Raw genomic sequence first — 21,253 nt, forward strand, 5'->3', positions numbered from 1 at the left:
ATGGGCATTAAAAATCCCAATAAACCACTTTTTTAAATTTTAATCGTGATTAAGTGGGGAGGCTCGCTCTATTAATCCGACAGCCTCCTAGTAAAGTTCGATGGTGGCTATCTGCGTATTCTCTGTCACCAGAACTGAGTATGCAGTCACATCCTGCGCGTGATCCAATCGAAAAAGTACAGGCGGAGCATGAAAAAAACCAACAAGCCATTGATGAGAAGCTAGATGCGTTTTCTTCAGACGAACGCAATATCCTAAACCGTCTACATAAAGAAGAAGGCGATTTTAATGCTCTTACGCGTTTGGGACTATACGTATTGGCCGGCAAGCCGCTGGCATCTTTCGCAGAAAGCTTCGTAAACTGGAGTTTTTCTACGGCGCTCAATTCCGACTACGCGGCACCTCATAAAGAGCTGATGCACCTTGTAAGTCTGAATCGGGTGGACTGGCGAGAAACTCGGACGGCTTTACTACAGGCCTGCGTAGCGCTTCGTGACAATGGCATATCCCGTAGCGGGAAATGGGCTTTGGTGACAATTCTGCGCGCCACTGGTGATTCAGGTGACAATGAAGAAGCGAGAGCGCTCGTTGCTGAGCTCACGAAAGACCGGACGCACTTTCCTGGCTGGAGGCGTATTGAGGATTACTGTTCTACCGACCCTTGCGACCCCACGTCAACCGAGCCGGAAAATATCGATCAAACAGCTGAGCAATATGAGACTATCGGTGTAAGCAAGCTGCGGCTAGTAATGAGCCAAACATCAGAAGACCTTTTCTTCAACGACACCCGGCCGTGCATGGCACGTTTCAGGCTGGTCGAAGCAGTCGCAAAACACCGGGAATTGGCGGAAAACGTTCTTACCCGCATCGGTTTTCCGCTACGTCAGGGGCTATTTGAGCTGCATAAACATAATGTGTTGCTGACAAGCACCCAGGCGCATGCTCTGGTCACGCGCTGGCGGCAGGCAAAATCGGATGAAACACTGAACAGCCTGACGAAGCAGGATAGCTGGATTGTTTCACAGTATTTTTTGCTTATGGCGTTTCCTTTGCTGAGTACCACTGAACAAGTTGAAATCCTGATAACGATCGAGGAGGATGAGCCAATTCTTCTCGATCTGATGGATAGGATGAGTCCTCTCGGTGAAACATCCTTCGAACGGCTGTTTGCCGAGGCCAGCAAGAACCAAGACGAATACAGACAATACTTGCTCTTGACCATGGCAAAGTCAACGAACACACCACTATCAGTAGAAACCCGCCAGTACATCGCATCACTCGTAAGTGTGGATTCAGGACGCCTGCGCGCAGAAGTTCTCGGCATTATCGCGCAACGTGGCGACAACGATATGCTGACCATTGCTGCACATAGTGACTGGAATGCTGCCAATGTGAAGACAGGGAATGGACTCGAGGAATGGTACGGATCGGCTATGCTTCTGGAAGCTGCCGCAAGAGGTCTGATCGACCATCGGGAAGCGCTAGACCGGATTTCGCCGCGCTTGTATGGGCAGGCGGCAACAATGCTGAACTCCGATGCCAAACTCGAAATAGCGTGGCGTATTAATGTGTCTATTAAGCAGACGATAGGGATGGATAGTGATTTAGTAGCGCCTGACATTGAACTAGAGGTACGGTCTGACTCCCTCTATGAGCCAAACCTCTTCAGCCTGAGCGAGAAAGTGCCGCCGAGCCAGGATATAACGGAAACAATGCAGAGGTTCAATCAAAACAGCCGAGATTTTGAGAAACGCCATAAACGAAACCTTGATGCTTTTATCGAATTCAAGAAGACTCTGACAAAAGCAAATGCCTCCATCATCCTTGATGGCCTGAAGTTAGGTGAATTTGCTGCCATAGTCTCAGCAAACGAAGATATTACTAATGAGTGGTACACGCTTTTTATTGAGCTTCCCGCCCCAAGTTTGCCTGCGGTTCATAACCTGATCCTACTACTTGCGCACGCGCTGAGCGGGAAGAAGCCCGATAAGGCGAGAGCGTTATTCGAAAGAGTCAGGGGCAACAAGCCAATTGTTCGGTTCACGTTCGGTTCGGCTGGCGTTGAACTCGACGCGATAGCAATATGGGCTGGCGGAAGGAGTACTGTTCTGGACGAACAACGTGCCATCCGTTTAGACCAGGCCGAAACCGATCACGATATATTTTTGGAAGTACTTGCCAGCTTAATGAACGGACAGCACGAATTTCTGGTGCAGTATGTCCAGACAAAGCTAATGCGCGAGGAGCCCGCAGAAATTGCCCGTGGCATCATGGTAGCAGGCTTCTCAGACGCCAGCGAGTTCAACTCAGAGGTTCTGTCACGCTACGAAAACAACTCAGGTTTGATTGGATTGGCGTACAAGGCGGCAAAATATGCCTATGAGCGCAATTGTTGGGCGAGGCATTGGTTTGAAAAGATGTGCGAGACAGCAGAACCAAACGATTTCTGGCGTAGCGCGGTACTCTTCAACAAGATTGTCGATGGTCGGTTTGCCGTTTGGAGCAACGAGTATCCACAGTTGCTCCCACTAATAACCACTTACGGACAGAATACATCGGGAAGCCTCAAAAATCGGTACGAACGCTGGGAAGGACACAGGAAGAAGAACCTTTTTGGCAATGATGCGCCTAACAGAATATTCCTTCATGGAACTGAATGGAGCAACTAACAAAGCATTAGCTAGCAAAACTGCTTGAATGAAGTGAAGATACATCCCACAGAATTCCGATGTTGAAGCATTGTCGGTTGATAGCTGTTTTCCATGTTGTCTGACTAAATCAAGCCAATCTGGTATCATTGCGCGCCTTATTACCCATTCTCCATAAAGGAAACCCATGTCAGAATTCAATAACGTAACCATCGTCAAAAAAGCCAACGTTTACTTCGGCGGCAATGTCAGCAGCCGGACTATCAAGTTCGCAGACGGTTCATCAAAAACCCTGGGCTTCATGTTGCCCGGCGAATACACCTTCAACACCGCCGACCCTGAACTCATGGAAATCATCGACGGCGAACTGGATGTTTTATTGCCCGGCGCTGAATGGCAAAGCATCAAAGGCGGCGAATCTTTCAATGTGCCCGCCAATGCGGCATTCACCATGAAAGTTAAAACCCCTAGCGATTATTGCTGTTCATTCATCAAATAACGACATGGAAAAAGTCGCCATCTTTGTCGATGTGCAGAATATCTATTACACCACCAAGCAAAGTTACCGGCGGCATTTTAACTACACTGCATTCTGGTCGCAGGCGACCGCGGACAGAGAAGTGATCGCAGCGTTTGCTTATGCCATCGATAAGGGCGACTGCAAGCAGCAGGGATTTCAACAGGTACTCAGGAATATCGGCTTTGAAGTCAAGCTAAAGCCTTACATCCAGCGTAGCGACGGTTCCGCAAAAGGCGATTGGGACGTGGGCATTACGCTGGATGCGATCGACTATGCGGCCAAGGTCGATGTGATTATTTTGTTATCCGGCGACGGCGACTTCGACCTGTTATTGGACAAGGCTCGAAACATTTACGGCGTAACGACGGAAGTGTACGGCGTACCGGCATTGACCGCGCCCTCGCTGATTAATTCGGCCGGCCGTTTTATAGCCATAGACGATAAGCTGTTACTGTAGAACACTCGAAGGCTAAAATCTGTTAGAATACGGCTTTATTTTTCAAAGCCGTAAAAAATCGCTCAATGGCGCTTAAGTCAACCATCTATAAAGCCGACTGTCAGATTTCAGACATGGACAGAGGCTATTATCAATCGCATCACCTGACCATTGCCCTGCACCCTTCGGAAACCGAAGAGCGCATGATGACGCGTCTGCTGGCTTTTGTAATCAATGCCCATGAACACCTGCAATTCACTAAAGGTCTGAGTACCGATGATGAACCCGAGCTCTGGCAAAAAAGCCTGACCGACGATATTGAGCTGTGGATTGATGTCGGCATGCCCGATGACAAACGCATCCGCAAAGCGTCTAATCGCGCCGATAAAGTCATCATCTACACCTATGGCGGGCGCAATAGCGTCTGGTGGAACCAGCTTCACCATAAGCTGGAACGCTTTAAAAACCTGACGGTTATTAACCTGCCCAAGGAAGCGACCGACCAACTCGCACCGATGGTAAAGCGCACCATGCAATTGCAAATCAGCATCCAGGACGGACAGATTTGGGTCAGCGACGATCAACACACGGCCAATATAGTGCCTGAGGCCTGGCTTAATTAACTCAAGCGTCATCAAAAACAATGGAACGCGGATGACGCTGATGGTTATGATTAAAATAAGATTTTTCTTTAATTATCTGCGTTTATCATATTTATCAGCGTCACCTAGAGGCGCCTACTTTTGGTATCCGCGTTCTATTTTTCCTTTTACCTTTAATATCTTTTTACCCTTAATCTTCGGAACAAAAACTTGATCTCTACAGCTAACATCACCATGCAGTTCGGGGCTAAACCCCTGTTTGAAAACGTCTCGGTCAAATTCGGCGACGGCAACCGTTACGGCCTGATCGGCGCGAACGGCTGCGGCAAGTCGACCTTCATGAAAATATTGAGCGGCGATTTGGAACCCTCGGCGGGCAACGTCAGCATCAGCCCCAATGAGCGTCTGGGTAACTTGCGCCAGGATCAATTCGCCTATGAAGACCAACGCGTCCTTGACGTAGTGCTGATGGGCCACGCCGAGATGTGGGCAGCCATGTCCGAACGCGACGCCATCTACGCCAACATGGAAGCGACCGAAGACGACTACATGCGCGCCGCCGAGCTTGAGTCGGTGTTCGCCGAATTCAACGGCTATACCGCCGAAGCCAGGGCCGGCGAGCTGTTGTTGGGCCTGGACATTCCGCTGGAGCAGCATAACGGCCCGATGAGCGCCGTTGCGCCGGGCTGGAAGCTGCGCGTATTGCTCGCACAGGCCTTGTTTTCCAATCCCGACATCATGTTGCTTGATGAGCCGACCAACAACCTGGACATCAACACCATACGCTGGCTTGAAGACATCCTGAACCAACGTAATTGCACGATGATTATCATCTCGCATGACCGTCACTTTTTAAACAGCATCTGCACCCACATGGCCGACATGGACTATGGCGAGTTGCGCGTTTATCCCGGCAACTATGACGACTACATGATCGCGGTTACCGAAGTTCGCGAACGCCTGCTGGCCGGAAACGCCAAGAAAAAAGCCCAGATTGCCGAACTGCAAACCTTCGTCAGCCGCTTCTCGGCGAATGCGTCCAAGGCCAAACAGGCCACCTCGCGGGCTAAACAGCTGGATAAAATCAAACTGGATGAAGTCAAGCCTTCAAGCCGGGTTAACCCGTTTATCCGCTTCGACCAGACTAAAAAGCTGCACCGCTTGGCGCTGGAAATTGAGGGATTGACCAAGGGTTATGGCGAGCAGCCCTTATTCAAAGACCTGAACCTGATGATTCCCGTCGGTGAGCGTGTTGCTGTTTTGGGCCCTAACGGTATCGGTAAATCAACTTTGCTACGCACACTGGTCGGCGATTTAACGCCGGACGCCGGTGCGGTTAAGTGGTCGGAAAACTCGGAAGTAGGTTATTTTGCCCAGGATCATGCCGAAGACTTTGCCGAAGATACCACGCTTATCGAGTGGATGAGTCAATGGCGCAAGGAATCGGACGACGACCAAGCCATACGCGGCACTTTGGGACGACTATTGTTCAGTGCGGACGACATCAACAAATCCGTTAAAGTCATCTCCGGCGGAGAACAAGGCCGCATGCTGTTCGGCAAGCTGATCCTGCAAAAAAACAACATCATGGTGTTGGACGAGCCGACCAACCATTTGGACATGGAATCGATTGAATCGCTGAATACCGCGCTGGAAAATTATCCCGGCACCTTGATATTCGTCAGTCATGACCGGGAGTTTGTGTCATCGCTGGCGACCAGGATTATCGAACTAACCCCGACCGGTGTTGTTGATTTCAGCGGTAATTATGAAGATTACTTAAGCAGTCAGGCGTAGATCAGAAATTAAGAGCGCTCAGAAAGCCAAAAATAGAACGCTGATGACGCCGATTAATTAAGATTTAATAAGATTTTTTAAATTACACAGCAAAATTCGACACCGTGGCTCCCTCTCCTGCTGGAGAGGGTTGGGGTGAGGAAATTCAAAAAAGCGAATTTTGAACTGCAAACAATATATCTGCGTTCATCATACTCATCTGCGTTCCATTCCGTTTGGCGCTGAGTTATCCGATTAATTTCCATTCCTTAACGTATTACCCACCAAATCGGCGATGGCCCTGTTCGCCACGCCGACTACCTTGATATTGTTTTTAACAAAGCCGGTATAATTTTCGTGCAAATGGCCGTGAAAGATATTTTTTACGCCCATCGCGGCAGCCAGCTCACCAATCACATCAAACCCGTGCCGATGAGATCCCGGCGCTTCGTGGGTCACCAAAATATCCGCTTTCAGCGCCTTTAATGCCTCAAACTCATCATGCCAAATCGCCCCCTTGTATTTTAACGACATGGCCGTATGCCTTAGATTGATAGGCTGGTTATACAGATAATGCTGTTTATCCCGCCATTTAGGCTGCTGCGGCGGATACCAGACCCGGCCAAGAAAAATCCCGCCTAAACCGGCAATTCTCAGTCCCGCTATTTCCGTGACTTTCAAGTGCAAACCGTTATCGGCCAGGGCCGAATGAAACAGATTTTTATATTTGCCGGGCGTTTCAAAATCATGATTCCCCGCAATCCACCAAATTTTGGTTAAACCGACAATTTCCTGCAAACAACTTTCCAAGGGCATTTCCAGGTCGTAATCGCCCAGCAAAACAACGGCTTCGGGTTTATATTCATGCACCGCCGCTATCAGCGGTTTGAAATCTCCATGCGGATCGCCTGCAAATAAAATCTTGTTCTTTGGGTTCAAATTGTTACTCCTGTTAACTGGAACCTGACACTAATGCTGAAAATAACAACGTTCTATTTTCGTTGCTCCGCGCGGGCTTAAAATTTCTCTCGATTATAGACAAAAGTCGCCTTGATTAATATCAAGCTATTAAATGCGGGGTGAGTTGATAAACATAAAACCACGAAGACACGAACGACTTGGACAGATATTTGCCCCTCCAATATCTACATTCCCACTTCGAAGCGCTCATTGTTGTGCATAAGTATTTTTAAAGCACGTCATCCCGGCAGGAATGACGGTGTAGCTTAGACACTTGTGTATAACAATGAGCGCCGGAGCGTGGAAATGATGCGTCTTGCTTTTCTTCGTGTCCTTCGTGTCCTTCGTGTCCTTCGTGTCTTCGTGGTGAATGCATTTTATTGATTGAATATACGGACTTTCGAACGTCACCCTCTGCACCAGTCGTGATAACGCACGACGCACCACAACAAGCCTTTCGGCGCATGGTTGCGCTTCCAGACTCCGGCTACATATTTATTGGCCTCGGCCAGAGTTGGATAAATATGGATGGTGCCCAGCAACTTATTCAGACCGATATTGTGCTTCATCGCCAGCACGAACTCGGCGATCAAATCACCGGCCTGTTCGCCAACGATAGTCACACCGAGAATCCGGTCCTTGCCCGGCGAAGTTAATACTTTAACGAAGCCGTGCGCTACGCCGTCTGCAATAGCGCGATCAAGATCGTCAATATGATAGGTGCTGACTTCACAGGCAATGCCTTTTGCTTTCGCCTCCTGTTCATTAAGACCGACCCGCGCAACTTCAGGATCGGTAAAGGTAGCCCAGGGAATCACCGAGTAATCGGTGCGAAATTTTATGAAGCTGCCGAACAATGCATTCACCGCCGCATACCAGGCCTGATGAGCGGCGACATGCGTAAATTGAAACGGGCCGGATACATCGCCGCAGGCAAAAATGTTCGGGTAATTGGTCTGCTGGAATTCATTAATTTCAATGGTGCGGCCGGGCGAGGTTTCAACACCCAGCTGTTCCAGGCCATATCCCTGGATATTGGCAACCCGGCCGATAGCCAGCAATACCTGGTCGAAGGGAATACGCAGCTCTTTACCGTCATGCTCGGCAAGCAGGATTTTTTCACCGTTTTCGATAACAAATCCTTTGGCAGTATGATCGACGAGTACATTAATGCCTTCCAGACGGAACTTCGCCACGACAGCCTCGGAGACTTCGGCGTCTTCCCGAATTAATAAGCGCGGCAACATTTCGATTTGGGTCACCTGACTGCCTAAACGGGCAAAGCTTTGTGCCAATTCACAGCCGATAGGTCCGCCGCCCAACACGATCAACCGTCCGGGCAGTTCTCGCAACGCCCAAATAGTATCGGAGGTTAGATAATCGCTGCCCTCAATGCCTGCAATCGGCGGCACAAACGGACGCGAACCGGCGGCAATAACGATGGAGCGCGTGGTGATAATGCGGGTTGCTCCCGCCGTCGTCACCTGCACTTCCCAGGGTGAAATAATCTTCGCTTCACCTTCGATAACGTCCACGCCAAGCTCTGTGTAACGTTGCACGGAATCATGCGGCTCGACGGTTGTAATAACCGCTTGCACCCGGTTCATAACAGCGGCGAAATCCACTTCGACATCGGTTTTTTTGATGCCGAAATCGGCAGACCTGCGCATTTGGGCCAACAGCCTGGCCGAGCGGATCAAGGCTTTAGACGGTACGCAACCGGTGTTCAGGCAATCGCCGCCCATTTTATGTTTTTCAATCAAGGTGACTTTGGCTTTGACGGCTGCGGCGATGTAGGCGGTCACCAAGCCGCCTGAACCTGCGCCTATCACCACGATGTTATTGTCAAAGCGCGATGGCTTTATCCATTGCGCATAAATTTTGTTTGCCTTGATGGCTTCGACGATTTTATTAGTCAGTAACGGAAAAATGCCCAATAACGCAAAAGAGCCGATCAATCCGGGTGACAAAATACCCGACAATGACTCCAGCCTGCCCAGCTGAGTCCCTGCATTCACATAAACTACCGTACCGGCCAACATGCCAATCTGGCTGACCCAATAGAACGTTTGTGTTTTCAGGGTTGTTAAGCCCATAACCAGGTTAATAACAAAGAAAGGGAATATCGGCACCAATCTCAAGGTAAACAGATACAGCGCGCCATCCCTGTCCATGCCTTTATTAATAATATTCAGGCGATCGCCGAAACGGGCTTTAACCGCATCGCGAAACAAGAAACGCGCCGCCAGAAAAGCCAGTGTTGCACCGATGGTGGAGGCAAACGAGACAATCAACGTTCCCCACAGCAAACCGAAAACGGCGCCGCCGGCCAGCGTAAGAATTGCGGCGCCCGGTAAAGATAATCCGGTCACCGCGATATAAATCAACGCATATACAGCAACCGCAAGACCGGGATGATTACTGCGATAAGTTTCGATAGCCGCTTGCTGGGCCTTAAGTGTTTCGAGCGTTAAATAGTATTGCAGGTCAAAAATAAAAAACGCCGCGATCAGGGTGACAATGACAGCTAACAACGCCCAACGTGAAAAATTCATAATATTCTCCTTGCCAATTAGCAAGCATGTTAGCAGGAATTTCCCGTAGCCCTGTTTTATCTGTAGCAGCCAAAAAATAAACTACCAATTTGATGCTCCGCAAAAAACCCAAACAAACACTCCCTAAACCAAGAGAATGCAAGAGAGTGCTCGAGCTTATATGCGCAGAGATAAAATTTAATCCGCCAAGCGCTTGGCAATTCGGTAGTAAGTCTTTTTAAGCTCTTCACCGACTATTTTGGCCTTGGCTATAAACTCTTCGGAAGTTTCCACCGACTCATCCGCTATTTCAGCGGCCTTGATTTTTAAATGGCCCCATTCTTTTTCGGCATCTTCAAATTCTTGCCTGGCTTCCATCGAAGCCAGATGCAGTTTTAAATTGATTTCATCGCGTTCGACTTGCAACTTATCTAATAATTTTTCAAAATCTTCTTTTATTGACATGACACACCCCAATTTATCGCTCATTCATTAACTTAAAAAACCAGTTGATATTGCATAACCATTTGTAGCATAGAGAAACCAGCCCTTTCAATCAATAAGTAGTACCACCGATCAGCCCCGACCACTAACACGCCGAATGCCTTGCGTTACCTGCGTTTCAGGTGTTTTTTTACTTTCGTTTTTAATAGAATTGTCAAAATTAACTGTTATAGTATTACAGTATACACGCGCCCGAAAATCGCCCCATTGACAGAAATATTTTATGACTCACGAACTTTTATTATTACGACATGCCAAGTCGGATTGGGCAGTTGATATGGATGATTTTTCCCGTCCCTTAAAAAAACGCGGTCGGCGCGCTGCCAAGCAGGTAGGCCGTTGGTTGCATGAGCAGCATTTGATACCCGACACCATACTCAGCTCTCCGGCGACACGCGCCTTGGCGACAGCGCAACGGGTTTGTCGACAGTTAGACATAGATGAATCGGCTATCGTCTGCGATCCGCGCATTTATGAAGCGAATGCTTTAACCTTACTGACTGTATTAAAAACCAGTTGTCATGGACGGCGGGTACTGTTGGTCGGGCATAATCCCGGCCTGGAAGACTTGTTGTTAAAACTAATTCCCCATTCGGTTCCGTTATCGGCTAACGGAAAATGCCTGTCTACCGCCGCTTTAGCCCAACTCACCTTTAAAGGCGACTGGACAGAACTGACCGAAGGCTGCGCCAAATTAGTCACGCTGATTCGCCCGGACAGCTTGCCTGAATAACAAAAAAATGGGAATACATAATGTTAAGACTATTTACTATTGACCGGGGGCGGCTCAAAGAACAGACGCCGCCTGAAGACCAGCTCAAACAGGCGATCGCTAAAGCGTCCTGGATCGATGCCCACGATGCCAGCGACAGTGAGCGCGCGCAGCTGCAAACATTTTTGCGCACGGCGCTGCCCGAATCGGATGATGTGGAAGAAATCGAGTCTTCGGCACGCTACTTTACCGATAACACCGGCGTTCATGTGCGATCTTTATTTCTGTCGCAAAGCGAGGGGCGGCACAGTACAGCGACCGTCGCCTTCATTTTGCAAAACGACCGGTTAATTACCTTGCGCGAAGGCGCATTGGCGGATTTTCGCCTGCTACGTATGCGCGCCCGGCACGGGCAGATAGAAGCGCATTCACCGCAGGAATTGCTGGTCATTATGTTCGAGCAAAAAGTGGAAAATCTCGCCGATGCGCTGGAGGATATTCATCGCAAACTGGAAGATGTCAGTTATCTGGTGCTGGAAGAAATAGACTCTGATCTTGAAAATGCCATTGACCAACTGGCCAAACTGGAAGACAGCAACGGTAAGATTCGGCTCTGCCTGATGGATACGCAACGCTCCATATCCTTTCTGCAACGGCATTTGCGTAATCATCCCGAGCTGCAGGAAACGGCGCGGGAGATCATGCGCGACGTGGATACCTTGATGTCGCATACCACTTTCCTGTTCGATAAAATCAATTTCTTGATGGACTCGACTCAAGGCTTTATCAACATTACCCAAAACAAGATTATTAAAATCTTTTCCATTGCTGCCGTGGTATTTCTGCCGCCAACCCTGGTGGCCAGCATTTACGGCATGAATTTCCAAAACATGCCGGAGCTCAATTTACAACTGGGTTATCCCGGCGCACTGTGTTTAATGCTGCTGTCGGGAATTGCGCCTTATTGGTTTTTCAAACGAAAAGGCTGGCTGTAGGCTACACCGGTTAAGACAGCATGCCACTCGAAAATGCTGTCTTAACCCAATCGAAGTAAATTTCTTAATCAATAGCAAGCCCCCTTGCTTATCAAGCAGCGCCCCCTATACACGGCTGTCCATCAACAATTGTGTTAGAATTAAAAAACTGACCAGCTCTCTTTGTATGCTCTAAACCGGAAAATTTCGCCATGACCAAGGAACCTTTTTTTCGTCTCAATCAAGAACCCGACGCCTTGAGCGGTTTTTCGCGTACCGTCGCGGAAATCCAGTGGTTACTGCTGGTCTTGATGATGTTCTACCTGGTGGTAGGGCAAATCGAAGAAAACGTTAAAATCTTTTTGTTAGGCGGCCTCTGCGCTTTCGCCGCCTTCGTCATGATATTCCATTACCTCAACTTTTTTTCCAAAGCCAACGTCTGGAAACTGGCTTTAGAAACGTGGGTCATGATCTTGTTGGTCACCTGGTTCGTCTGGCACACCGGACGCCAAAACAGCCTGTTACTTAACTTGTATTTCCTACCCATCATCACCAGCGCCCTGGCCTTGGGCAGGCTGACTACATTATTGGAAGTGCTGTTAATCGGCGCTTGTTATCTGTATTTGGGCAAAAGCGGCGTACCTGGCGACGAGGTCTTTTCCCTAACCCAAAGCAGTATCCTGTTGGCGTGGCTGTTTCCCATGTTACTGGTGGGTTACGTCACCACCATGTTGTCCAGCGACATTTACCATGCTTTCAGCCGCATCAAAACCACCGCGCAAACCGATGAATTAACCAACCTCTACAACCGTCGGGCGTTCATGGATCTATTCGAAAAACAATTGCAACAAGCCCGGCGCAGGGAAAGCACTTTCAGCCTGTTACTAGGGGATTGCGATAACTTAAAAATCGTTAATGATAAATACGGTCATGAAGCAGGCAACTTATTGTTGCAGGCCATCGCCGACAACTTTCGTCACTGTTTAAGAGGTTGCGACTCCGCCGCCCGCTATGGCGGCGATGAATTCACGATATTACTGCCGAACACCAACGTAGAAGCGGCTGAACTGGTGACAAAGCGTATCAAAGACACATTGGTCGCAAGCAGTTTTAACTACCGCGGCAATGCAATCACCACCAATATCAGTGTCGGCATTGCCACCTATCCGGAACACGGCGATACGGCCGAAGCATTGTTACGACATGCCGACCAAGCGATGTATGCCAACAAACGTGAAAGTAAAAATCAAGTTACGGCAACTAGCGGATAAACCTTCTTTAAAGCCACAAGCATTTAGCTGAAATTTGGAAAGGCGCTATTTCTGAGTTTTGAAATGTCGGCCATAAAAAGCATGCCCGACCTGCTCGCGCTTATCATCCAGACATGCTCTTTCAGCGCGTCATCCATTCGGGTTTGACAGCCACGGCCTGTAGCGCGGAAATACTCCACCATTTCCGGACTATCAATACCTTGCGGCTTTCGGCTTTGCCGACCCGCCCGAATCAGTTTTTCACCCTCATATAAATCGGCATGCTCGATAAACGCTTCGTCCGATTCCGGCAATTCATCGCACTCTCCCGGCTGGATGACATGGGCATCACCTTACTCCAGTCGCTCCCGGTATTTGCGGATTTCGCGTTCATTGGCTTTCCTCATTGTAAACATCGCGGTAATCCACTAAGTCCAGCGGGGGCATCGCACACCTTTTCGACGCCCAACCGTTGGTATTCTCCAAAGTGGTGCGCGATGTGCGAACGCTTACCCCAAGCGAAACAATTCCTTAACCAATAGTTCAACGCCCCAGGTTACAACCAAACCCAAAACAGACATAGCCAATGATGCCGTCAGTATGTTGAGATTATTCAGTGTGAATTTGTTCATGGCGGTTAATCCTTTGTAAATGATTCAAAGGGTTATTCTGAATTAGCCACGTTAAAATTTGATGACACGGCAACAAATCCCTGCTCGTTACAGTCGAGAATCTCCAACGCTTGTACGGACATTTCTTTTAAAGTCGGTTGAACATGCAAAGCATCGCCACGGTTTTGAGTTTCAACGATACCTTTTGCCATGCCGGAATCTGCAAACAAGCCCAATGTTTTACCTGTCGCTTGTTGCAGTTGCGCCTTGTTAAACGCCAGAGCAATAAGCCCGGCTTTTCTTAATGCGTGTTTTCATCCTGTTTTTTAAACAGGGTTACGTATTGCGGCGGATGGAGGGCTGTTTCTTATAACAGGCGGCAAAGGCAATGCTATAAAAAATCACCGTTTTTGATAAGGGCTGCTTGTTGCCAAACCAAACCGGCAGGCAAAAAAAAGGGCTATCATTTCTGATAGCCCTTTTTTATTAATGGCGTCCCCAGGGGGGTTCGAACCCCCGTTACCGCCGTGAAAGGGCGGTGTCCTAGGCCACTAGACGATGGGGACTAAAACTGGTTTAGTCAGCCTGAACTTAACTGTAAATCATATTGCTGTTTTTATGCCTTAAAAATCATAAAACCGCAAAGTCATAAAAAAGTCCTAACACATAGGCCTTAATATATGGCGTCCCCAGGGGGGTTCGAACCCCCGTTACCGCCGTGAAAGGGCGGTGTCCTAGGCCACTAGACGATGGGGACTAGAACTGATTTACCAACTATTGGTGGAGCCAAGCGGGATCGAACCGCTGACCTCAACACTGCCAGTGTTGCGCTCTCCCAATTGAGCTATGGCCCCCAAGTTGAGAACCGGTATTATACGGTAATTACCGGTTGTGTCCAATACTAATTTAAGTTTTTTATATGGTTTATGGCTCGCTGTATTCTAGCCAAGGTTTTTTCCTTGCCCAACAATGACAAGGTTATATCAATCGCCGGTGAAACCGCTGAACCGCAAACTGCGACGCGCAAAGGCTGAGCCACCTTACCCAGACCCAGCGCCATGGTTTCGGCAAGATTCAGCACAATCTGGTGCAAGGCCTCGCCATTCCACTCGGTCACCGCTGCAAATTCATCATGCAACCTCGCCAAAACCTCATCCGAACCGGGAGTGAAATTCTTTTTAGCGGCTTTTTCATCATACGCATCGAAATCCTTATAGAAATAAACGCTGGCGGCGGCTATTTCAACCAAGGTTTTGCAGCGCTCCCGTTGCGCCTTGACCATATCGATAAGACTAGGGCCTTCGGTAGGATCGATGCCCAGTTCGCCCATATGCCAGCTTAAATGGCGCGCCACATGAGCCGGATCGCTGTTCATGATGTACTGATGATTCAGCCATAACAGCTTTTCGGTGTTGAACGCGGATGCCGACACATTGACATTCTCCAAGTCAAAATGCTCGACCATTTCATCAATCGTAAAAATCTCCTGATCGCCATGCGACCAACCCAGACGCACCAAATAATTCAGCAAGGCATCGGGCAAATAGCCGTCGTCGCGAAATTGCATCACACTGACCGCACCGTGACGCTTTGACAACCTCGCGCCATCAGGCCCCAGTATCATCGGCAGATGCGCGTATTTTGGCAGTTCCGCACCCAAGGCCTTAAGGATATTCATCTGTCTGGGCGTGTTGTTGATATGATCGTCGCCGCGTATGACATGCGTGACCTTCATATCCATGTCGTCAACCACCACCGTTAAATTGTAGGTCGGTGTGCCATCGCCCCTAGCGATAATCAAATCATCCAGTTCTTTATTGGCGACAACAATGTCGCCCTTAATCAGGTCGGGTATGGTGACTGCGCCGTCAACCGGATTTTTAAAGCGGATCACCGCCTCCCGGTCGCCTTTCGGCCCAACAATATCCCGGCATTTGCCGTTATAACGCGGCTTTTCCTTATTAGCCATTTGCTCGGTACGCAACTGCTCCAACTCTTCTTTACTGCAATAGCAATAATAGGCGTCGCCCTGATCCAACAGTTGCTGAATAATCTCCTTATACCGATCGAAATGATGGGTTTGGTAAAAAGGCCCTTCATCATATTCCAGTCCCAACCAGGTCATGCCTTCCAAAATGGCATCGACCGATTCCTGCGTGGATCGCTCCAGATCGGTATCTTCGATCCTTAAAATAAACTTTCCGCCATGCTTGCGTGCATAAAGCCAGGAAAACAAGGCAGTGCGAGCGCCGCCTACATGCAGATAACCCGTTGGACTCGGGGCAAAACGTGTTTTTATACTCATTTGATATTATTTCGTTAGTACAATTCTGTTAGCGTATTTTATCGGGATTTGTTTGGCGGCGGATTTTTCATACCACACTGTTGCTATATTAACATCGTTTTTCATACCGACCCCCTGCCTACAGCGCCAATAAAACCCTGATTGGCAGATTTTAACATTTACTCCGCTGTTTTTTTGCTCATCTTGGAACATCAATACCACTTCCTTTTAGTTTATTTCATGCCGAGATATACCCTCACATGTTAAAAATCAATCTCGACATGCAAGCGTTAACCGGCATTCGGACTATTATTCCAATAAGTGTTTCCACTGATTTTATAGACCGCTTGTTTATTATATCCTGTAGCCGTCATTACCATCCCAGCCGGTTATTTTAGGATTATCTATCCAACTTAAATTAAGACGATACTAGGATCAACACCGATGGCTACTTTATAACATTGCGTTATCTTAATCGATTTGGTAACAAGGAGATATTCCATGAAAAAAATACTTATTAGTGCGGCAGCTATTTTAAGCGCGCTTATTTCAGGTTGCGCCTCGCAACCTTTAAGCACCTTCGACATCTTTCACCCTCAAGATTTAAACGCTTTAGTCTCCTCAGGACAATATGTACAAAAAGCCGATAACTTCTTTGTACTTAATGATTCCTCATTATCAATGGCAGATAATTATCTTGGCGTAGGCTACCCGGCCCAGCCCTCTCCTACCAAACTTTCAGTTGAAAAAGAAATCCTGAACCGGATCAACCTGACCATCCCTGACCTAAAACTGACTTCAAGCATTCGCAGCTTTGGTTTCGGCCCGTGCCTGGACTGGGGCTTCACCCGGCTTAACCAGGCGCCGACCCCCTACTCAAAATCAGCTTTCGGCAGCGGCATAGATACGCTGGCCTGCGCAAGTGGCGGCACACCGATGGATAGCGGAATTGAAGCGACAACCAACGACTTATCAACCACGACGGGCAACATCGCCGTTTTGATTCTCAGCGATGGAGAGGTCGACTCTGCCCCTGTTGCAGAAGTTAAAGCCCTAAAACAAAAGTATGGTGACAGATTATGCGTTTATACGGTCTGGGTAGGCAACGAACAGGAAAAATACGGACAAACCCTATTAAATCAGCTCTCTGACATGACTATTTGCGGCTTTGGCACCACGGCTGAACGAATTTCCAGCCCCGACGGTATGACCAAATTTGTACAAAGCGTTTTCTTAAAAGGCACCACGCCACCGGTTGCCGACTGCTCGGCACTGGATGATGATGCCGACGGTATCAACAACTGCAAGGATAAGTGCCTGAACACCCCAAAAGGCGCTCACGTTAACCAATTCGGCTGCTGGATTGTTGATGTTAAATTCGACAACGACAAAAGCAACATCAAACCCCAATATTACCGTGAACTCGATAATGCCGTTACCGTCATCAATCAAAATCCCGGCGTAAATATTGAAGTGCAAGGCCACACCAGCAGCACCGGCACAGTGGAATACAACCAGAGATTATCAGAGCGTCGCGCACTGGCCGTTAAAAACTATTTAAGCAGCAAGTCCGCCCACGCAGGCAGAACATTAACTGCCCGCGGATACGGTTTAACCCAACCTATCGACACCAATGAGACCGAAGAAGGTCGCGCCAACAACCGCAGAGTACAGCTGGAAGTGCTTCAATAGCTTTATCTGATACCGGTATAAACCGGAAACGCTTAAGTCATTAAGCGTTTCCAAATACACAAAAGGGCGGGTACCATTACCCCGCCCTTTTTATTGCCAACTTAAAAAGAAAATTTCCCTGCAATTGTCAGGAAAATCGCCCAATACCTTTTACCCGGATTTATGAATAATAGGCCATTTTAATTAATGGCATTAATGACATGATCCGCTTACCCTACCTATTACTGAGTTTTCTACTATTCCCCGTTGCCTCTCTTGCTCACGGACCCACCCCGCAAAAAGCCAAGGAAAGTATCACTATTAATGCTTCCGTTGATACCGTCTGGAATGCAATCAAGCAATTCGATGCCATTGCCGGCTGGCATCCCGATGTTAAAGCAAGCTCAGGCGATGGCAAAAACGCCTCCGACGGCATTAGAACCATTACCCTGCAAAATGACGGACAACTGGTAGAGAGCCTGGATTTTTACAGCGATAAAGATCATGAATACAATTACCGCCTTAAAGTCGAAAATGTAACGGCATTTCCGGTCGGTTCGTACACCACCAACCTCCAGGTAACGGCTGGGAGCGACGCCAACACCAGCGTGGTTACGCTAAAAAGCCGTTTCTACCGTGGCGATAGCGGCAATACCCCGCCTGAAAGCCTGAATGATGCGGCGGCAGTTAAAGCGATGAATGCGTTCTTTAAGAACGGTTTGATGGGGCTAAAACAAAAGCTGGAAAAATAAAAAATACTATGGGCAAAAGGCGAAAGGCAAAAGATGTTTTTTCGCCCTTCGCCCTTCGCCTTTTGCCTTTTATCATGATTAATTTTCATGCATTTCAATAAGACCTTGCCGACTTGCCAGCAAGGTCAACTCGGCCAGTGTTTCCGCGCCCATTTTTTCCTTGATTACGGTGCCGTGGTTACATACCGTCTTGTAACTTAAACACAGCTTTTCCGCCGCCTTTCGGACCGTATAGCCATTCGCCAACAAACAGAATACATCGAACTCTCTCGGAGAAAGCGTTTTGATTTTTTCCGATTCGTCCTGCTCACCGGCCATAGAAACAGCCAGTTGTTGGGCAATATCAGGATCAACATAAGTACCGCCCTGAGCTATTTTATACACCGCAGTGATTAGCGTTTCAGGCATGCTGTTTTTAGTAATATACCCCTTGGCCCCGGCCGCAAGCGCACGCGTCACATAAACCAGTTCATTATGGATGCTGAAAACCAGGATTTTACAGTGCGGATCACGATTGAGCAGTCTCCTGATACTCTCAAAACCGCCTATACCCGGCATCGATAAATCCGTCACCACAATATCCGGTTGATGCTGGTTGTACATTTGACAAGCTGCCTCCCCCCGATCCGCCTCATAAATCTGTCCGATTTTATCGGATAGGGACAGATAAGCCTTGTAACCCGTACGAACCACGGCATGATCATCCACCAATAACACACTAATCTTATTCGCCACTGCTTTGCTCCATAACGTGTCAAAACAGTCATCATGCCTGTTTATAAACGCTAAATCGATAGGAGCTTTTCCTGTTTTATATCGGCAAACCAGCGCCACTATTGTCGATATACCGGCTGTCCACGAAAGGCACGAAAATAACCATCGTGTTGCAGGGCTTTCGTGGACGATTCTTTTGGCGGATTCATTATTGGAAATCACCTTAATCGTCACAGACAAACTGCACAGGAAGTTTTCTCGGTTTATTCCGGGATTTTTCCCGCCGATTTCCGGGCTTATTCCGTAACGCTGCAAGCAACCGCTCCCGTACTATGACCGCCTGCTCAGCCCTGCATCTCAATGAGGCATTGCAAACGTTTTGATCAAGAAAGCTGGTTGTCTTACTTACCCTTTATTGATACGCATGGGCTTAGCTTTATATAAGTACAACAATCATAACCCCTGGAGGAACTATGCGGATTTCCAAATTCACCCGCGCCGCTGTCGCATCAGCTGTCTGTAGCGGCGCCTTATTGACGGTCTCCATGCCGACACAGGCTAACAAAGCCTTGGCGAGACTGTCGAAAGAAGACACTAACTGGGTCATGCAGACCAAAGACTACAGTGCCAGTCACTTTAGTGACATGACCCAGATCAACGCGCACAACGTCCAGCATCTACAGCCGGTCTGGTCGTTTTCTACAGGCGTACTGAACGGGCATGAAGGCGGACCGCTGGTCATTGACGGCATCATGTATGTGCATACGCCCTTCCCTAATAACATTTTTGCCATCGACCTGGATGAACCGGACAAAATTCTATGGGAACACAAACCCAAACAAAACCCCGCCGCCCGCGCAGTAGCCTGTTGCGACGTGGTGAACAGAGGCTTGGCTTACGCGCCCGCCGGTGACGATTATCCGGCGACTATTTTCCAGAATCAACTGGACGGCCATATCGTTGCCTTAAACGCCAAGACCGGCGAATTGTTGTGGAAAATGGAGAATTCCGATATTGCGATGGGTTCCACGCTGACCGTCGCGCCTTTTGTCGCCAAGGACAAAGTCATCGTCGGCAGCTCAGGCGCGGAATTGGGCGTAAGAGGCTATGCCACCGCCTATAACATTAAAGACGGCAAACAGGCATGGCGCGTTTACGCGACGGGACCCGATGCCGATATAAAACTGGCCAAGGATTTTAACAGCGCCAACCCGCATTACGGTCAATTCGGCCTGGGCCTTAAAACCTGGGAAGGCGACGCCTGGAAAATCGGCGGAGGCACCAACTGGGGCTGGTATGCGTTCGATCCCGATCTGGACATGCTCTATTACGGCTCAGGCAACCCCGCGCCGTGGAATGAAACCATGCGCCCCGGCGACAATAAATGGACGATGACCATCTGGGGCCGCGACATCAATACCGGCGAAGCGAAATTCGGCTATCAAAAAACGCCGCATGACGAATGGGATTACGCCGGCGTCAACTACATGGGCTTATCCGAGCAGCTCGTTGACGGCAAAATGACCAAACTGCTGACCCACCCCGACCGCAACGGCCTGGTTTATACCCTGAACCGTGAAAACGGCGATTTGGTCAACGCCTTTAAAATCGACGATACCGTCAACTGGGTTAAAAAAGTCGATTTAAAAACCGGCCTGCCGGTTCGCGACCCTGAGTTTTCCACGCACATGGATCATGAAGCCAAAGGCATTTGTCCATCCGCCATGGGTTACCACAACCAGGGCATCGAATCGTACGATCCGAACAAAAAACTGTTCTTCATGGGCACCAACCATATCTGCATGGACTGGGAACCGTTCATGCTGCCTTACCGCGCAGGCCAGTTCTTTGTCGGCGCGACGCTGAACATGTATCCGGGACCTAAAGGCACCTTGGGACAAGTTAAAGCAATGAACTCCGTTACCGGCAAATTCGAATGGGAAATCAAGGAAAAGTTTGCAGTCTGGGGCGGCACCACCGCAACAGCGGGCGACCTGGTTTTCTACGGCACCCTGGACGGTTACATCAAAGCGCTGGATTCCCGGAACGGCAAAGAATTGTGGAAATTCAAAGTGCCTTCCGGCGTTATCGGCCACCCGATTACCTTTGGACACAAAGGCAAGCAATACGTGGCGATTTACTACGGTGTCGGCGGCTGGCCCGGCGTTGGTTTAGTGTTCGACTTGCAAGACCCTACCGCAGGTTTGGGCGCAGTCGGTGCGTTTAAAGAACTGGCGCACTACACGCAACAAGGCGGCGGCGTTATGGTCTTTGCATTGGGCTATTAAGTTGTGCTGGTTCCCAA

General features: G+C 48.8%; 20 protein-coding genes and 3 tRNA genes. 12 read left to right on the forward strand and 11 right to left on the reverse strand.

Features of this window, described 5'->3' with window-relative positions; genetic code table 11:
• Positions 1 to 140: 140 nt before the first annotated feature.
• From METTU_RS21205 to METTU_RS21225, 5 genes are all read left to right on the forward strand, one after another.
• Positions 141 to 2,669, forward strand: coding sequence for a hypothetical protein (locus METTU_RS21205; RefSeq protein ID WP_006894112.1), 2,529 nt, complete (start codon positions 141 to 143; stop codon positions 2,667 to 2,669).
• 166 nt (positions 2,670 to 2,835) lie between these two features.
• Positions 2,836 to 3,147 carry a pyrimidine/purine nucleoside phosphorylase gene (ppnP, locus tag METTU_RS21210; RefSeq protein ID WP_006894113.1) on the forward strand — a complete coding sequence of 104 codons (312 nt, stop codon included), beginning with the start codon at positions 2,836 to 2,838 and terminating at the stop codon, positions 3,145 to 3,147.
• 4 nt (positions 3,148 to 3,151) lie between these two features.
• Positions 3,152 to 3,625 (forward strand): LabA-like NYN domain-containing protein, encoded by a 474-nt coding sequence (locus METTU_RS21215; protein WP_006894114.1) that lies wholly within the window; start codon positions 3,152 to 3,154, stop codon positions 3,623 to 3,625.
• Positions 3,626 to 3,690: 65 nt separating this feature from the next.
• Complete coding sequence (locus METTU_RS21220; RefSeq protein WP_006894115.1) at positions 3,691 to 4,227, forward strand: YaeQ family protein; 537 nt, start codon at positions 3,691 to 3,693, stop codon at positions 4,225 to 4,227.
• A 189-nt stretch (positions 4,228 to 4,416) separates the two neighbouring features.
• Positions 4,417 to 6,003, forward strand: a complete 1,587-nt coding sequence (locus tag METTU_RS21225; RefSeq protein WP_006894116.1) for an ABC-F family ATPase — start codon at positions 4,417 to 4,419, stop codon at positions 6,001 to 6,003.
• 234 nt (positions 6,004 to 6,237) lie between these two features.
• On the opposite strand, the gene METTU_RS21230 is transcribed toward METTU_RS21225, so the two are convergent.
• The 3 genes from METTU_RS21230 to METTU_RS21245 all read right to left on the reverse strand — a co-directional run bounded on the left by METTU_RS21230 (position 6,238) and on the right by METTU_RS21245 (position 9,941).
• The gene (locus METTU_RS21230; protein WP_006894117.1) at positions 6,238 to 6,921 is read right to left on the reverse strand and encodes a metallophosphoesterase family protein; all 684 of its coding nucleotides are present in this window, start codon (positions 6,919 to 6,921) and stop codon (positions 6,238 to 6,240) included.
• Positions 6,922 to 7,349: 428 nt separating this feature from the next.
• Positions 7,350 to 9,497, reverse strand: coding sequence for a dihydrolipoyl dehydrogenase family protein (locus METTU_RS21240; RefSeq protein ID WP_006894118.1), 2,148 nt, complete (start codon positions 9,495 to 9,497; stop codon positions 7,350 to 7,352).
• A 177-nt stretch (positions 9,498 to 9,674) separates the two neighbouring features.
• The gene (locus METTU_RS21245) at positions 9,675 to 9,941 is read right to left on the reverse strand and encodes a hypothetical protein (RefSeq protein ID WP_050897831.1); all 267 of its coding nucleotides are present in this window, start codon (positions 9,939 to 9,941) and stop codon (positions 9,675 to 9,677) included.
• A gap of 262 nt (positions 9,942 to 10,203) precedes the next feature.
• On the opposite strand from METTU_RS21245, the gene METTU_RS21250 reads away from it, so the two are divergent.
• The 3 genes from METTU_RS21250 to METTU_RS21260 all read left to right on the forward strand — a co-directional run bounded on the left by METTU_RS21250 (position 10,204) and on the right by METTU_RS21260 (position 12,937).
• A complete protein-coding gene (locus METTU_RS21250) occupies positions 10,204 to 10,713 on the forward strand; it encodes a SixA phosphatase family protein (RefSeq protein ID WP_006894120.1) in 510 nt (169 codons plus the stop codon).
• Positions 10,714 to 10,733: 20 nt separating this feature from the next.
• Complete coding sequence (gene corA, locus METTU_RS21255; protein ID WP_006894125.1) at positions 10,734 to 11,687, forward strand: magnesium/cobalt transporter CorA; 954 nt, start codon at positions 10,734 to 10,736, stop codon at positions 11,685 to 11,687.
• A 191-nt stretch (positions 11,688 to 11,878) separates the two neighbouring features.
• Positions 11,879 to 12,937, forward strand: a complete 1,059-nt coding sequence (locus METTU_RS21260; protein ID WP_006894127.1) for a GGDEF domain-containing protein — start codon at positions 11,879 to 11,881, stop codon at positions 12,935 to 12,937.
• A 23-nt stretch (positions 12,938 to 12,960) separates the two neighbouring features.
• Here METTU_RS21260 and METTU_RS21265 read toward each other — a convergent pair whose 3' ends face one another.
• The 7 genes from METTU_RS21265 to gltX all read right to left on the reverse strand — a co-directional run bounded on the left by METTU_RS21265 (position 12,961) and on the right by gltX (position 15,832).
• Positions 12,961 to 13,230 carry a BrnA antitoxin family protein gene (locus METTU_RS21265; protein ID WP_217182965.1) on the reverse strand — a complete coding sequence of 90 codons (270 nt, stop codon included), beginning with the start codon at positions 13,228 to 13,230 and terminating at the stop codon, positions 12,961 to 12,963.
• Positions 13,231 to 13,425: 195 nt separating this feature from the next.
• Positions 13,426 to 13,548 carry a hypothetical protein gene (locus tag METTU_RS24885; protein ID WP_006894129.1) on the reverse strand — a complete coding sequence of 41 codons (123 nt, stop codon included), beginning with the start codon at positions 13,546 to 13,548 and terminating at the stop codon, positions 13,426 to 13,428.
• Between the two features lie 32 nt (positions 13,549 to 13,580).
• Positions 13,581 to 13,814 carry an alkaline phosphatase gene (locus tag METTU_RS23445; RefSeq protein ID WP_150107943.1) on the reverse strand — a complete coding sequence of 78 codons (234 nt, stop codon included), beginning with the start codon at positions 13,812 to 13,814 and terminating at the stop codon, positions 13,581 to 13,583.
• 203 nt (positions 13,815 to 14,017) lie between these two features.
• Positions 14,018 to 14,093 (reverse strand) — tRNA-Glu (locus METTU_RS21270).
• A gap of 115 nt (positions 14,094 to 14,208) precedes the next feature.
• Positions 14,209 to 14,284: transfer RNA gene (locus METTU_RS21275), tRNA-Glu, on the reverse strand.
• 21 nt (positions 14,285 to 14,305) lie between these two features.
• Positions 14,306 to 14,381: transfer RNA gene (locus tag METTU_RS21280), tRNA-Ala, on the reverse strand.
• 47 nt (positions 14,382 to 14,428) lie between these two features.
• Positions 14,429 to 15,832 (reverse strand): glutamate--tRNA ligase, encoded by a 1,404-nt coding sequence (gltX, locus tag METTU_RS21285; RefSeq protein ID WP_006894130.1) that lies wholly within the window; start codon positions 15,830 to 15,832, stop codon positions 14,429 to 14,431.
• A 480-nt stretch (positions 15,833 to 16,312) separates the two neighbouring features.
• On the opposite strand from gltX, the gene METTU_RS21295 reads away from it, so the two are divergent.
• Together METTU_RS21295 and METTU_RS21300 are read left to right on the forward strand one after the other, a co-directional pair.
• Positions 16,313 to 17,503, forward strand: a complete 1,191-nt coding sequence (locus tag METTU_RS21295) for an OmpA family protein (protein ID WP_006894132.1) — start codon at positions 16,313 to 16,315, stop codon at positions 17,501 to 17,503.
• A gap of 200 nt (positions 17,504 to 17,703) precedes the next feature.
• On the forward strand, positions 17,704 to 18,234 hold the full coding sequence (locus METTU_RS21300) for an SRPBCC family protein (protein ID WP_006894133.1): 531 nt from the start codon (positions 17,704 to 17,706) through the stop codon (positions 18,232 to 18,234).
• Positions 18,235 to 18,312: 78 nt separating this feature from the next.
• On the opposite strand, the gene METTU_RS21305 is transcribed toward METTU_RS21300, so the two are convergent.
• A complete protein-coding gene (locus METTU_RS21305) occupies positions 18,313 to 18,969 on the reverse strand; it encodes a response regulator (protein WP_006894134.1) in 657 nt (218 codons plus the stop codon).
• Between the two features lie 16 nt (positions 18,970 to 18,985).
• On the opposite strand from METTU_RS21305, the gene METTU_RS24175 reads away from it, so the two are divergent.
• Together METTU_RS24175 and METTU_RS21310 are read left to right on the forward strand one after the other, a co-directional pair.
• The gene (locus METTU_RS24175; protein WP_150107944.1) at positions 18,986 to 19,255 is read left to right on the forward strand and encodes a hypothetical protein; all 270 of its coding nucleotides are present in this window, start codon (positions 18,986 to 18,988) and stop codon (positions 19,253 to 19,255) included.
• A gap of 166 nt (positions 19,256 to 19,421) precedes the next feature.
• Positions 19,422 to 21,236 carry a methanol/ethanol family PQQ-dependent dehydrogenase gene (locus tag METTU_RS21310; RefSeq protein WP_006894135.1) on the forward strand — a complete coding sequence of 605 codons (1,815 nt, stop codon included), beginning with the start codon at positions 19,422 to 19,424 and terminating at the stop codon, positions 21,234 to 21,236.
• Positions 21,237 to 21,253 lie beyond the last annotated feature (17 nt).

The sequence above is a fragment of the Methylobacter tundripaludum SV96 genome, from assembly GCF_000190755.2.
Taxonomy (GTDB): Bacteria; Pseudomonadota; Gammaproteobacteria; order Methylococcales; family Methylomonadaceae; genus Methylobacter_A; species Methylobacter_A tundripaludum.

Coding starts and splice junctions, on each gene's coding strand:
- ppnP (WP_006894113.1), top strand. CDS start 2,836: ATGTCAGAATTCAATAACGTAACCATCGTCAAAAAAGCCAACGTTTAC.
- METTU_RS21310 (WP_006894135.1), top strand. CDS start 19,422: ATGCGGATTTCCAAATTCACCCGCGCCGCTGTCGCATCAGCTGTCTGT.
- METTU_RS24885 (WP_006894129.1), bottom strand. CDS start 13,548: ATGAACAAATTCACACTGAATAATCTCAACATACTGACGGCATCATTG.
- gltX (WP_006894130.1), bottom strand. CDS start 15,832: ATGAGTATAAAAACACGTTTTGCCCCGAGTCCAACGGGTTATCTGCAT.
- METTU_RS21260 (WP_006894127.1), top strand. CDS start 11,879: ATGACCAAGGAACCTTTTTTTCGTCTCAATCAAGAACCCGACGCCTTG.
- METTU_RS21205 (WP_006894112.1), top strand. CDS start 141: ATGCAGTCACATCCTGCGCGTGATCCAATCGAAAAAGTACAGGCGGAG.
- METTU_RS21295 (WP_006894132.1), top strand. CDS start 16,313: ATGAAAAAAATACTTATTAGTGCGGCAGCTATTTTAAGCGCGCTTATT.
- corA (WP_006894125.1), top strand. CDS start 10,734: ATGTTAAGACTATTTACTATTGACCGGGGGCGGCTCAAAGAACAGACG.
- METTU_RS21250 (WP_006894120.1), top strand. CDS start 10,204: ATGACTCACGAACTTTTATTATTACGACATGCCAAGTCGGATTGGGCA.
- METTU_RS21240 (WP_006894118.1), bottom strand. CDS start 9,497: ATGAATTTTTCACGTTGGGCGTTGTTAGCTGTCATTGTCACCCTGATC.
- METTU_RS21220 (WP_006894115.1), top strand. CDS start 3,691: ATGGCGCTTAAGTCAACCATCTATAAAGCCGACTGTCAGATTTCAGAC.
- METTU_RS21300 (WP_006894133.1), top strand. CDS start 17,704: ATGATCCGCTTACCCTACCTATTACTGAGTTTTCTACTATTCCCCGTT.
- METTU_RS21245 (WP_050897831.1), bottom strand. CDS start 9,941: ATGTCAATAAAAGAAGATTTTGAAAAATTATTAGATAAGTTGCAAGTC.
- METTU_RS21215 (WP_006894114.1), top strand. CDS start 3,152: ATGGAAAAAGTCGCCATCTTTGTCGATGTGCAGAATATCTATTACACC.